Source organism: Oceanispirochaeta sp. M1 (assembly GCF_003346715.1).
Classification (GTDB): Bacteria; Spirochaetota; Spirochaetia; order DSM-2461; family DSM-2461; genus Oceanispirochaeta.
On sequence record NZ_QQPQ01000007.1, the window covers coordinates 137882 to 150573 of the forward strand.

10 protein-coding genes are annotated in these 12692 nt (G+C 44.2%); 1 reads left to right on the forward strand and 9 read right to left on the reverse strand.

Going from position 1 to position 12692, the window contains the following annotated elements; genetic code table 11:
* Positions 1-41 precede the first annotated feature (41 nt).
* Positions 42-2003, forward strand: a complete 1962-nt coding sequence (locus DV872_RS06640; RefSeq protein WP_114629072.1) for a methyl-accepting chemotaxis protein — start codon at positions 42-44, stop codon at positions 2001-2003.
* Positions 2004-2048: 45 nt separating this feature from the next.
* Here the strand turns inward: DV872_RS06640 and DV872_RS06645 are convergent, their stop codons facing one another.
* The 9 genes from DV872_RS06645 to DV872_RS06685 all read right to left on the reverse strand — a co-directional run bounded on the left by DV872_RS06645 (position 2049) and on the right by DV872_RS06685 (position 12690).
* Entirely contained in the window at positions 2049-3665 is a 1617-nt protein-coding gene (locus tag DV872_RS06645) for a carbon starvation protein A (protein WP_114629073.1), read from the reverse strand.
* Positions 3666-3674: 9 nt separating this feature from the next.
* A complete protein-coding gene (locus DV872_RS06650) occupies positions 3675-4184 on the reverse strand; it encodes a hypothetical protein (RefSeq protein ID WP_114629074.1) in 510 nt (169 codons plus the stop codon).
* A gap of 145 nt (positions 4185-4329) precedes the next feature.
* The gene (locus DV872_RS06655) at positions 4330-5829 is read right to left on the reverse strand and encodes a tripartite tricarboxylate transporter permease (protein ID WP_114629075.1); all 1500 of its coding nucleotides are present in this window, start codon (positions 5827-5829) and stop codon (positions 4330-4332) included.
* An 11-nt stretch (positions 5830-5840) separates the two neighbouring features.
* A complete protein-coding gene (locus tag DV872_RS06660) occupies positions 5841-6317 on the reverse strand; it encodes a tripartite tricarboxylate transporter TctB family protein (protein WP_147283113.1) in 477 nt (158 codons plus the stop codon).
* 67 nt (positions 6318-6384) lie between these two features.
* Positions 6385-7392, reverse strand: a complete 1008-nt coding sequence (locus tag DV872_RS06665; protein ID WP_114629077.1) for a tripartite tricarboxylate transporter substrate binding protein — start codon at positions 7390-7392, stop codon at positions 6385-6387.
* A 140-nt stretch (positions 7393-7532) separates the two neighbouring features.
* Positions 7533-8183: a response regulator transcription factor gene (locus tag DV872_RS06670; RefSeq protein ID WP_114629078.1), complete on the reverse strand. Its 651-nt coding sequence runs from the start codon at positions 8181-8183 to the stop codon at positions 7533-7535.
* Positions 8184-8187: 4 nt separating this feature from the next.
* Positions 8188-11316 (reverse strand): two-component regulator propeller domain-containing protein, encoded by a 3129-nt coding sequence (locus DV872_RS06675; RefSeq protein WP_114629079.1) that lies wholly within the window; start codon positions 11314-11316, stop codon positions 8188-8190.
* A gap of 5 nt (positions 11317-11321) precedes the next feature.
* Positions 11322-11849, reverse strand: coding sequence for a citrate lyase holo-[acyl-carrier protein] synthase (gene citX / locus DV872_RS06680; RefSeq protein ID WP_114629080.1), 528 nt, complete (start codon positions 11847-11849; stop codon positions 11322-11324).
* Positions 11839-12690 carry a triphosphoribosyl-dephospho-CoA synthase gene (locus DV872_RS06685; RefSeq protein WP_158546865.1) on the reverse strand — a complete coding sequence of 284 codons (852 nt, stop codon included), beginning with the start codon at positions 12688-12690 and terminating at the stop codon, positions 11839-11841. Before DV872_RS06685 ends, citX begins: the two co-directional genes overlap by 11 nt.
* Positions 12691-12692 lie beyond the last annotated feature (2 nt).

The following is a 12692-nucleotide window of genomic DNA, read 5'->3' on the forward strand; positions in this document are numbered from 1 at the left end:
GATTTCTTATTCATTAGGATTCAAATCAGGTAGGTTCGGAAATGAAGTATTTACGTATTAAGATAATATGCGGTACTCTGCTGCTTTCAGGAGCAATGGGAGGAGCCGGGTGGGTTTATCACGGGATCTATGTCCTGCGTGACCTCTCTTACTTTTCCAATAAACCATATATCTTCTGGGCAGGGGTTTTTACTCTGCTTGCAGTCTCCGTCCTGGTTATGGGGCGGAATCTCAAGCCCCTTAAATATTTATACCAGCCAGAGAATATTGTCGATGAAGAGTCTCGTCATTCCATCATCCATGCCATTGGGCAGGTCCCGAAAATTCTTATAATTGTAAATGCTGCCGGATTTATTGCCTGGCCCATAGCCAACAATCTGATTGCTGTTATGCTGGCCGGTAGGGAGTTGGACAGTCTTATATTCATTCTCACAATCATCTATAACGGCTCTATCGGTCTGATGGCCTGTATTATGGGAATATCCATAAGCAATACTCTCTTTCTTCCAGTCTGGAAAATACTGGAAACCCATGATTTTGAGGAAGCCCCTCATCAGCAGAATTTTATGGCGAAGAATCTCCTTCACACATTTGCCAGTATCTTTTTCATTCTGGCGCTCGGTTTCTCCGGTGCTATCGGTTATGTCAGCTCTCTCTCCGGGGCAGTCTTTGATGCGTCAAAGACCGGCAGCTCTGCTCTACCTTTTCCAATGGATATGGAGAACAGGATCAAATTTGCAAACCATGTGAATCTGGAATTTATCAGTGGACTGATATTTCCCATGATTCTCTGCTTTATAATCATCATCATTGCCAATCTTCTCTCCCTTTCTGAACAGAGGAGCAAAATCAAAGCTCTCATCGAAACAGTAGGGGATCTTGCGGAAGGCCGTAAAAATCTGGAAGACAGGCTGATTCTTTATTCTGCAGATGAATTTGGATTTGTTGCGGATAAAATAAACCGCTTCATCTCTCATCTGGGAATTCTGATAAACAATACCGGTGAAAATGCCTCTTCATTGAGTGCCAACGCCCATTCCCTCAAAGAGAGTTCATCCAATATGGAGGATGCTACCAGATCCATGAGCCAGTCTCTGGAGCAGGTGGGGGAATCTATCAGCCGCAGCCGAAAGGATATGGGTCATGTAGAAGATTCAGTATCTGATATTCTGAGTTCTGTTAAGAAAGTTTCGGAAGAGGTCATAAAACAGACGGATCTGGTAAATCAGAGTTCTGCATCCATTGAAGAGATCTCTGCCAATATTGATTCAGTTGCCCTGAATACAGAACAGGCGGATCTTCTTTCAGCAGAACTATATTCCATCTCCAAAGAGGGGCAGAACGCAGCAGGAGAATCTATGACAGCCATTAAGGATATAGAAAAGAGTTCTTTCCTTCTGCAGGAATTTGTTTCATCCATAGCAAAGATTGCTTCTCAGATTAATCTCCTGGCCATGAATGCAGCCATTGAAGCGGCCCATGCCGGTGATTCGGGCCGGGGGTTTGCCGTTGTTGCCGCAGAAGTACGGAATCTAGCAGAAAGCAGTGCCATCAGCGCAAAGGGTGTAGGTAAGAGTATCCAGGGAATGACAGAACAGGTCGGACGGGCCGTAAAGCTTATGACTCGTTCCAGAGAATCATTTGAAAAGGCCACGGCCAATGCCCGGATGAGTTCTGATTTGAGTAAATCCATTGCTCAGTCTATGAAGGAACAGCGGATAGGGGCAAGGGATGTCCTGGACTCAGTAAGAGTCCTTATCGATTCTACAGCTCTGCTGAACAGTATCAGTGACGAGCAGGAACGCTGTTCTGAGGGGATTAAAGCAGCAATGGAGAGTTTGACATCAAGTTCCTCCAAAATCGCCGATGCTATGAAAGAGCAGAACCACCAGAAAAATAGGGTGCTTGAAATCTCCGGGGCTGTCAAAGAGATTTCTGAGGCAAATAAAAATACAGCACTTAAACTTACAGAGGATCTCTCAGTTTTCGGAGGCGGCAGTTAAAAAAACCGCCCCGGGTGGAGCGGTCCTGTTGAACGCAGTTGATAATTATGCTGTTACCACTGCAGGTTTTTTAGAACCGAAAAGAATCTTGTAAGACTCTTTAATAAGGACAATAGCAAGAACAAACAGAACTACCGCAAAGAAAACAAGGATGTAGTTTCCTGCGACAATGTTAGCCTGAGCTACAAAAACAAGTGCAGTCAGGGTAACAAGGAACATGAAAATCATAGGAATTTTTACCATCCTGTTCTCTTTTCCTTCATTGGCAAGCCAGGCAGCGATGGCCAGTAGAGCCAGTGCTGAGAGCAGCTGGTTCGCAGATCCGAAAATAGGCCAGATTACTCTCCAGTCGGAGAATCCCAGAAAACCGCCGACAGCTACAGAAAGAATAGTGGCAACATACTTATTTGAAAGTGTTTTTGCGACTTTATTTTCTTTCTCATCAGCAGCCATGCTAAAGAATTCCTGGAATACAAAACGGGCCAGTCTTGTTGCTGTGTCCAGACTTGTCAGTGCGAAAGCCGAAATCGCCAGAGCAATAAAGGGAACACCAACTTCCATGGGAAGTCCGAAGGCATTCATAAAGGTTCCTACTCCGATGGAGAAGGTGGGGATTGCTCCGCCTTTCTGCATACCTACAGCGCCGATGGCTACAAGTGAAATAACCGCCAGAACACCCTCTATCAGCATACCGCCGTAACCGATGAGTTTAGCATCACCTTCTTTGTCTACCATCTTGGAAGAGGTTCCGGATCCTACGAGTGAGTGAAAACCGGAGATGGCTCCACAGGCAACTGTTACAAAAAGGATGGGGAACATAAATGCACCCTTAACCTTAAAACCGGCAAATGCGGGAACAAACTCGGGGTTTATGGTGGGATTGGCAAAAATCAGTCCTACAACGGCTCCGATAATCATGGCATATAAGAGGAACGAGTTAAGATAATCACGGGGCTGAAGGAGAATCCAGACAGGTGTCACAGAGGCAATAAAGATATATGCCAGAAGCAGCCACATCCAGACCTTCGCAGAGAGGACCAGGGGAAACATCATTCCCAGTTTGATACAGAGACCCAGGAGAGCAACCCCGATTACAGTACTGAGTACCAGATTCATTCCTCTTCTATAAACAAAAAAGCCGAATAAAATGGCAATTCCTATGAAAAGAACAGATGCTGTTGCTGCTTCGGGTGTGGAAGCAAAGGTGCTGGCAACTATGTTCAGGAAGGCTGCTACAACAAGGATAAGAGTGAGCCATGCGAAGATAGCAAAGAGCTTTTTACCTTTTTTTCCGATATTCTTTTCAATAATTTCACCAATGGTTTTCCCATCATGACGGATAGATGCCATGAGAGCGCCAAAGTCATGAACACCTCCGAAGAAGATAGATCCGATGATGATCCAAAGCAATACAGGTATCCAGCCGAAGAAGGCTGCAGCTATTGGACCTGTAATGGGTCCGGCGCCTGCAATTGAAGCAAAATGATGACCCAGGACAACACCCTTGGAAGCGGGGACATAGTCTACGCCGTCTTCTTTGGTATGAGCCGGGGTCTCTCTTTTTGTGTCTACACCCCACTTCTTGCATAGCCATCCGGCATAGAAGACGTAGGCAGCGAAGAAAAGGGCAATTGACACCAGTACGATGAGAATTGAATTCATAGATTTCTCCTAAACAGTCTTTTCCGGTGTAAAAAAAGAAGCTGTTTTAATAAATTTTTTATGTGTAACTACCCTGTTTGATTTCAGGGAGATGACAACCAGTCCCAGGTCAGCCCAGCCTTTAAATCCGAAGGCAAAGCCCTTCTGAAATTTAGTCCTGCGCGCAATTTTGGCAATTTCTTCGGGTATTTCTTCCTCAAGAATATGAACAAGGAGTATTTGAGAGGACATATGTTCACTATGGGGTTGTGCTATATCTCTTATATGAGCTTTTATGATATCTATTTCGTTTAATAAGGACTCTTTTGTATCTGAAAGACCTGTTTTCAACAAAAAATACTCATTAGTTTCAAATCCATAGATCTTTATCTCTTTCAGGACAGCAAATTTTGTATTTATTGCATTAAATGAAGCAAGGAAATCGAAATTTAAAGAGTCTATTGAATAGTTTTCTGAAAAATCGAAGTTTGAAGACAGTTTTTTACGTATTACGTTCAAGTATTCACTGATGATGCTCATATTTATGGATAATATCACGGATTCATTATCTGTAAATAACAATGTAGATATTTTTTTATCAATATATTATATGGATTTACTTATGATTAAATTAGTAATAATTAAAAATGCCGGAGATACAGAATCTCCGGCATGGAAAATATTATTAAGCGGTTGCTGTTTTTACTCTGTTTCTCAGACTCTTGATCATTGGATAAACAATCGAGATGACTGTCAGGGCAAAAAGAATCAGACAGATGGGTGAGCCGAAGAAAATTCCAATATCACCATCGGCAATCTTGTACGCTCTTCTGAATGACTGTTCCATATTATTACCTACAATTACAGCCAGAATCATTGGAGTGGAAGGAAACTTACTCTTGCTCATAAAGTATCCAAGCAGACCGAATCCTACGAGCAGGTAAAAGTCCATAACGCTGTAGCTGATAGCATAGGCTCCTACAAATGAAAGACCCAGAACAATTGGATAGAGAATCTTTGGAGGTACAGATAGTACCCGTACAAGAAGTCCCGCCAGGGGAATATTCATAACCGCAAGGATGATGTTTCCGATGAACATACTTGCAATCAGACCCCAGACAATTAAGGGTTGTTGTTGAAAGAGCATGGGACCGGGCTGTAATCCAAGAAGAAGAAGAGCTCCCATCATAACAGCTGTTGTTCCTGATCCGGGAATTCCCAGAGTCAGCATCGGAATCATGGCTCCTACAGATGCTGCATTATTAGCAGATTCCGGAGCTGCAAGTCCTTCAATAGCTCCTTTTCCAAACTCTTCCGGATTTTTTGACAGCTGTTTCTCATTGTTATAGGACATGAGAGACGCCATGGTACCGCCGGCTCCGGGAAGAGCTCCTACAAAGAAACCAAGAGGTGCCGATCTTAATATGGGCCATACACAACGTTTCCATTCTACGCGGCTTATCCATATTTTACCAAAGTTTTTCTGAACCATGGCTTTACCGGAATCAATGTTTTTAAAGCTTTTAAATACTTCTCCCAAAGCATATACAGCGATGATTACAATCAGAAAATCGATCCCACTCTGCAACTCCAGGATTCCCATAGTAAAGCGGCTTACACCTGATTGTCCATCAATTCCGATGGTGGCAATCATAAGACCCAGTATTGTGGCGATAAAACCGCGAAGTCTGTTCCCTTCAGTCATGGAAGCGGTGGCAGACAATGCAAAAAGGAACAGCATGAAGTACTCTGCAGGACCGAATTTCAGGGCAAAATGTGCTACAGGTATAGCAACAGCTACCATACATATTGTTGCGAAGATACCGCCGATAAAAGATGCTATAGCTGATATGGCAAGGGCTGATTCGGCTCGCCCCTGTTGAGTCATCGGGTAACCGTCGAATGTCGCAGCAACAGCTGCTCCGTCACCAGGTGTGTTTATAAGAATGGATGCCCTTGAGCCTCCGTACATTGCTCCGTAATAAACACCACCCATAGTAATAAGAGCTGCAGTAGGGCCCATTGAAAAGGTCAGGGGAAGTAGAACGGCTACACCTGTAGCAGGCCCCAGCCCTGGAAGCATGCCGATTATGGTACCCAGCAGACCACCGATTGTAACCCACATAAGATTGGCAGGTGTCAGCGCAACCATAAATCCGTCTAATAGAAATGATAATGTTTCCATAGTGTATTCCTTTAAACCCAGATTCCCGGTGTCAGTGGAAGGTAGACACCCAGAAGTTTGGAAAAGACGATATATATAAACAGGCTGAACAGAACTGCAACAGCTGTATTTATTTTCCAGTTTTTGGCTCCATTGAACAGAAGCAGTTCAAGTTCAAGGAATATTATTGTACTGATAACATAACCGGCTTTATCAAAAAGCAGAGCATAAACAATGGATGCCAGACAGGTAAGTCCAATCTTTTTAAAACCGGCTTCTTTGAAGAAAGGAACATCAGAGGGCTCTTTTTTTTCGGTCTCTTTTTGTTCTTTCAATTCCCTGATCAGCAGGGAGATGGACATTGATATTAATATAATTCCCAGCATCAATGGAAATATTTTAGGTTCAAAAGCTCTGCCCACAGATGCTTCGGGAAGCATCAGGGTAGCCGATGTATAAACCAGGCCCAATAGTAAGAATAATAGGGATGGTAAAACAGATAAACTCACGGATTCCTCCAATTTGGACAGCCTGTGTTTTAGATCCAGAAGGGATAGACAGGCTGTCCAAAGATTATTATTTAATCATTCCGATATCAGTCAGGATAGATGTGTATTCATCATTAACCTGAGCCAGGAAGTCAGAAAACTCGGGAGCGTCAAGATATGCATCGTCCCATCCGTTTGTCTTTTTAGCCTGATCCCATTCAGGAGTTGCAACCAGTTCAGCAAGAGTCTCTCTCCAGTAGCTGACAGCATACTCGGGCATTTCGGGAGCACCGAAGAGACCTCTCCAGTTTACAAAGGTTGCGTCGATTCCCTGCTCTATACAGGTCGGAATATTGGCAACAACACCTTCACCTACGCGGTGATCGGCTGTCTGACCAAGTGCTTTCAGGTGTCCACTTTCAAGGAGACCGAGAACTTCTGAAAGACCGGTGGAGTATACATCAATGTGTCCTCCGAGAACCTGTGCAGTGGCAGAGTCGTCAAAACTTACGTAGTCAATCTCTTTCAGATCAGTGATACCAGCGGCTTTTGCCATCATCAGGAACTGAATGTGGTCCATTGAACCTACAGAGGAAATCCCTCCGATTTTTACACTCTTGATATCTTTTTTTAGAGCTTCCATAACATCTGTCATACTATTGTATTTTGAATCTGCTCCTACAACAAAAACGGCATAGTCAGCGATAAGACGGGCCAGGGGAGTTACATCTTTATATCCCAGTTCAGTCGTTCCGTTCAGCTGTGTCAGAATCAGAGGGGATGAATATACACATACAATCTTGGCTGAGCCTTTCTTTTCCTGAAGGCTGGCCAGGTTTACTGATCCACCGGCACCGGGGTTGTTTCTTACGGGCATGGGAACTTTTACAAGTCCAGTATCTTTCAGAGCTTTGGCAGTGGTTCTTATGGTTAAGTCCCATCCACCACCGGCTCCTCCAGGTGCTACAAAGTCAAGCACACCCTTAGGGTAAGTCGGGTTTCCGTCTGCGGAATCACTCTGACCTTCTGCACTCAGACTCATACCAAGCACCAGAAATAATGCCATCATAAGTGACATAACTTTTACTTTTCTCATTATCAATTCTCCTTTTGTTTTCCCGATCAGGGATTGTGAATAAATGACACAGGCCCGGTTCGGCCTGACTGAGATTATTTTAAGCCCGGGAATTTAAATCGGGATGTAGGAGAGAAATGGAAATGTATGTAGGACTCATCCTACAGGGGGAGTTGAGATTCGGAGATCAGCTTATGCTTTACAGCGTAGTATGTCAGCTGAGCATTATTTTTTAGATTCATTTTCTGCAGGAGTCTGGTTCTGTAGGTGCTTACTGTCTTGATGCTGAGATTGAGTTTTTCGGAAATTTCACTGCTGCTGAGCCCACTGACCAGCATGATCATAACCTGATACTCCCGTTCAGAAAGCTGCTTATGAGGAAGGTCGCTATGGTCTCCCTGATAATCATCAAGTAGAAGCTGGCTTACTTTTTGAGTGAGATAGCGTCCACCTCTCAAGACTTCCTTAACTGCGTTGACAAGCTCTTCGGGGGCACTGGCCTTATTCAGACATCCAGAGGCTCCCATCTTCAGGGCCCGCAGGGCGTACTGGCTTTCTGATTGAATACTCAATATTAAAACCGGTATCTGTGGATATTGAATATTTAGATCTTTCAATACCTCCAGACCGTCTTTACCAGGGAGAGATATATCCAGAATGACTACATCATATTTTACTTCATTCATTTTCTGGAGAACTTCATTTCCATTGGATAACTCATCCAGTTGTTTTAAAGGTATGAATTCCTGAAGAATCTGACAGAGCCCTCTGCGAACTAGGGGGTGATCATCCACAATAAGTATCTTATGCATATTATCATTCCTTTAAAGGGAGATTTATTCTAACAATTGTGCCACCATCAGGATAGTTGTCAATACTGAAGTTTCCACCGAAGTGACGGCAGCGTTCTCTCATTCCAATTAGACCGAATGAGTCATCTCTTTTTTCTGTATTCTTATTGATTCCTCTACCATTATCTCTGACATTGAGAGATAAATTTCCGCCCTCTTTCACAACCCGGACTTCAACTTTGGAAGCGGCGGAATGGCGGATTATATTGGTTAGAATCTCCTGATATATTCTGAATACGGCAGTTTTTATTTCCTGGTTCTCTTCAGTAAAGGGCTTGCCTCCCATTTCGATCAGAATGTCCAGGCTTACCCCGGTTCTTTTTCTGAATCGACGGCTTTGCCATTCCAGCGCTTCTTCCATGGTAAGGTTATCCAGAGCTTTTGGTCGGAGATTTGTAGATATGCTGCGTACAGACTCGATTGAATCATTGACAATTTCCAGGAGGGTTGTGATCTTTTCCTTTCTTATATTTTCAGATGATTCAGGGTGACTGTTTAGCCAATAGAGATCGAATTTCATGGCAGTTAGCTGCTGTCCCAGTTCATCGTGATAGTCCCTGGCAGCACCACGCCGCTCCTCTTCTCTGGCCTGTTCCATATGCATTGAAAAACTTCTGAGTTGGGCATTATTTTTATTAAGTCCTCTAAGACGATACCAGATGATAACTCCCAGTATCAAAAATAAAAGGAGACCTGTAAGGAAATAGAACCAGAGATGCATCCAGAAAGGGGCCTGTACAATTATTTTCAGCGCTTTTACAGCGTTCTGTCCGTTATGATCGCTCCCTTTTATTTCAAGCTCATATTCTCCATGAGGCACGGAGGCATAACTGACCTCGTTGTTGTTTCCCAGAAAACGAGGGCGATCTTCCAGCCCTTTAAGTTGAACCGTATATTGATGCTTGCCGGGATCAATATAAGAAAGCAGTGAATATCTGATAGTCAGGTTATTAGCTGAATAGGGAAGGGTTATGCTCTCTTTCAGCGAAATATCTTTATCGAGAATTACCATACCATCTACACTCTGGTTAATTTTGACAGGGAGATTATGAATACTCAGAGCAGTTATTTGGAGATGGCCTGTCAGAGGGTTTTCAAAGTTTAAGGCTGCGGGGTGAAAACTGCTGATTCCTCCGGGACCGCCCCAGAAGAACTCACCATTTTTTGTCTTAATATAGGCATTCTGTGAAAATTCATCACCCACAAGACCATCGGCACTGCTGAAGTTTTGAATTCTTTCGTCTGTCAGATTAACTCTGGAGAGACCATTGTCAGTTGAGAGCCAAATATTTCCTTCTTCATCATCAAGTATCCCATAAATATTGTCTCCGGAGAGTCCTTCTCTGGTGGAAATTGTCCGGAAAAAAATATCATCAGGGTAGAAGATATTAACTCCTCCGCCGGCTGTACCTATCCATAGACGGTTCATTTGATCTTCAAATATAACATTCACAGATGTGTCACTGAGACTTCCTGATTTACCTGGAGAACGGACGAAACTCTTAAACTCATCCAGATCTTTCATATATAGATTGAGACCGCCGTCCCATGTTCCCACCCATATCTGATTTTGTGAATCCTCGAAGATACAGCGCACGGCATTTCCATTCAGTCCCTCGGGCTTTCCAGGATCATGCAGATATTGTGTCAGTATCCCTTCTTTCATCCTGAATAAACCGCTTCCTTCAGTACCTATCCACAGACTGCCTTCTCTGCTTTCATGGATAAACCAGACAGTCTCCCGGTTGGGAGACCCTGGTTCAGTATTCAGAAGAGGGATCGGAACAACATCATTTATGGAGAGCCCCGGGGGGATCATGAAAAGGCCGCTGCCGTCAGTACCTATCCACTGCCTTCCCTGAGAGTCTTCCAGCAGGGAATAGATCTGATCATTTTCAGAGCCTCTGTCCCTGTCATTAACATCAATCCAATCCATTCTGCTCGTTTTTCTATCCAGGACAGTTATGCCACCTCCGTCTGTGGCTACCCACAGAGAACCGTCGGAGCGTTCCTCCATCTGTCTGATATGGGGATTGCTTAATCCGTAGGGTGCCTCAGCTTCGGCTGTATATGTTTTTATCAGTGTACTGGACGGGTTGAAAAGGTTGACTCCGCCGCCTCTGGTTCCTGCCCAGATCAGGCCGCTTTCGTCTTTGTAGAGGCTTCGAATCTTATTATAGGAGATGTTGCTGTTCTCTTCGTTCAGTCTCTTCCAACTGTTTTTTTCAAAGTCCAGAATGAAAATACCCGAGCGTTCTGTTCCCAGCCACAGATAGCCGTTGTCAGAAGTAATGGAGCGGATAGAGGTCTTCTCCGGCAGCGCGACAGACCGGACAGACTCCCCATCAAAATGAAAGAGTCCCTGATTCGTTCCTATCCAGATTCCGTCATTTTCATCAGGATAGAGGCTCCGGATAAAAGACTCCCTAAGCATTTCACTGCCCGGGATAAATGATTTGTTTAAGAATCTGCCGCTTCTTGTATCATATAGGGAGAGTCCCTTCTCTGTGCCTATCCATAGTCTGTTTTTATTGTCACAGAGGATTGTTCTTATTCTGTCGTTTATCAGATTAGAATTTGCTTCATTGAGGATTAAAAATTTCTCATCACCACGGTACAGGGCAAGCCCTCCCCCTGCTGTTCCGATCCAGAGCCTTCCGTTAAGATCTTCCTCAATGGCGAAAACCTGGTTGCTCGGAAGACTGAGCGGGTCTTCAGGATTTTTTAAATAGGCTTTGAATTTATGTGTCTCCTTGTCGAAGAGATTCAGGCCGCCGCCATCGGTACCTACCCAGATTCGGCCGCCGCTGTCTTCAAGAATACTGAATATTACAGAACCGCTGATGCTGTCATTATCACCTCTTCCCGGTCTGAAAATGGTGTTGTTTCTACCATCGTAGCGATTCAGACCGCTGAAAGTTCCAAACCAGAGATATCCTTCTGAATCACGGGTCATACAATATACAGAGTTACTCGAGAGTCCATCTTCCATTGTAAGCTGTGAAAATCGGTAGTCAGTGGGTTGCGGGAAAATTTCCTGTAGAAAGAGCAGCAGAGTTGAAATGAGAATGATACGGAATACAGAAATTCTCATACTTCCTATGATATCCTAATTCTGTCTGAATAGCTTTGATAAATATCCAGAATAAATGCCTTAAGATCTTCCTGGGTGTGACGCTGGGAACGGGAACACACATGAGCTGGTTCTCTGCAGATATAGCACAGTCTTTCAGGGAGACCAAGTTCTTTACGGGACAATAGCCTTTTATCTACATCATAAACATCAATGTCCCAGAGTCTTCCCAGGGGATGGGACAATTCTATACTGCTGGTTTTCATCTTTATTTTCCTGGCAGGGAGGGCTATTGCAATAAAGGCCTGGGGGCCTGTATTACTCTGAGTTTCGGAATTATATTCAATGATACTCTCATCGAACTTTTTCAGGATAGATCTAAGGCCTTCTGAAAAAATCTCAGTTATTACAGAGCTGTTTTTTTCAGATCCCGGACTGTTGATACTGAGCTGTATCAGAGCTGATTTGTGAAGACAGATCAGTTTCTGTCTATGATGGCTGCGCATTTCACGAGCATCCAGCATCTCTGTGAGAGTGACAGGGCTATAGTTCATAGGCTTCTTCAATGCTATGGACAAAGAGTGTAAGGGCCAGTAAATCGGCACAGCCCCCAGGTGAAATATTCATACTGGTAAAGATTGAGTTCATCCCCTGCAGTCTGCATACTGCGCCCTGCTGTCTGATTCCTCCTTCTTTCAGAAAAGAAGTGGATAGATGGCGCAGCATCTTCAGACCGCCAGTACCACATCTATGGAGTACGTTGCTGTCTTCTACAAAGCTGTAGAGAAGAATCAGGGTTTCCAGGGAGGCTTCTTCAGGAGTACAGCCCGATTTCAGAAGTTTTTTTAAACGGGGCAGAGCCCTCAGGCGGACTGAGGCAAATCCGGATTCTGCTTCGCCCCGGATACCTCTGTATCCCCCTTCACGGTAGAGTTTTTCCCCATGACTGGAGGCTGGGCCGCTGTGTTTCAGCTCTTCACTGATACCCCGGCATATTTTTCCGGCTTCCATAAGAATTTCAACCCCTGAAATTCTGTTGATTCCTGCTTCCTCTGGCTGACAGATCACTCTATTGACAGCTGCCAGACAGACTCCCAGTGAGAATATCTGCCCCTTGTGAGTATTGATACCTCCTGTTGCCTGAAACATCGCCTTTTCGGCTCTGATCCCGGCAGGCCTGATTTCAGGGAGAACCTTTTCAGAAGGAGAATCTATGGATGTGCTGAGAAGCATTTCTTTAAAAAAAGGTCCAATAGCCTTTGCACTGCAGTAAAAGATCTCAGGAGTCATATCTCTATGAGCTCCATTGTTCAGTCTGTCAACAAGACCCGGTTTTGGACAGAGCTCAACTTCTCTGATCATAGATGAGACTGCCAGAGAGCTGAGCTGTTCCATAT

Coding starts and splice junctions, on each gene's coding strand:
- DV872_RS06640 (WP_114629072.1), top strand. CDS start 42: ATGAAGTATTTACGTATTAAGATAATATGCGGTACTCTGCTGCTTTCA.
- DV872_RS06645 (WP_114629073.1), bottom strand. CDS start 3,665: ATGAATTCAATTCTCATCGTACTGGTGTCAATTGCCCTTTTCTTCGCT.
- DV872_RS06650 (WP_114629074.1), bottom strand. CDS start 4,184: ATGAGCATCATCAGTGAATACTTGAACGTAATACGTAAAAAACTGTCT.
- DV872_RS06655 (WP_114629075.1), bottom strand. CDS start 5,829: ATGGAAACATTATCATTTCTATTAGACGGATTTATGGTTGCGCTGACA.
- DV872_RS06665 (WP_114629077.1), bottom strand. CDS start 7,392: ATGAGAAAAGTAAAAGTTATGTCACTTATGATGGCATTATTTCTGGTG.
- DV872_RS06670 (WP_114629078.1), bottom strand. CDS start 8,183: ATGCATAAGATACTTATTGTGGATGATCACCCCCTAGTTCGCAGAGGG.
- DV872_RS06675 (WP_114629079.1), bottom strand. CDS start 11,316: ATGAGAATTTCTGTATTCCGTATCATTCTCATTTCAACTCTGCTGCTC.
- citX (WP_114629080.1), bottom strand. CDS start 11,849: ATGAACTATAGCCCTGTCACTCTCACAGAGATGCTGGATGCTCGTGAA.
- DV872_RS06685 (WP_158546865.1), bottom strand. CDS start 12,690: ATGGAACAGCTCAGCTCTCTGGCAGTCTCATCTATGATCAGAGAAGTT.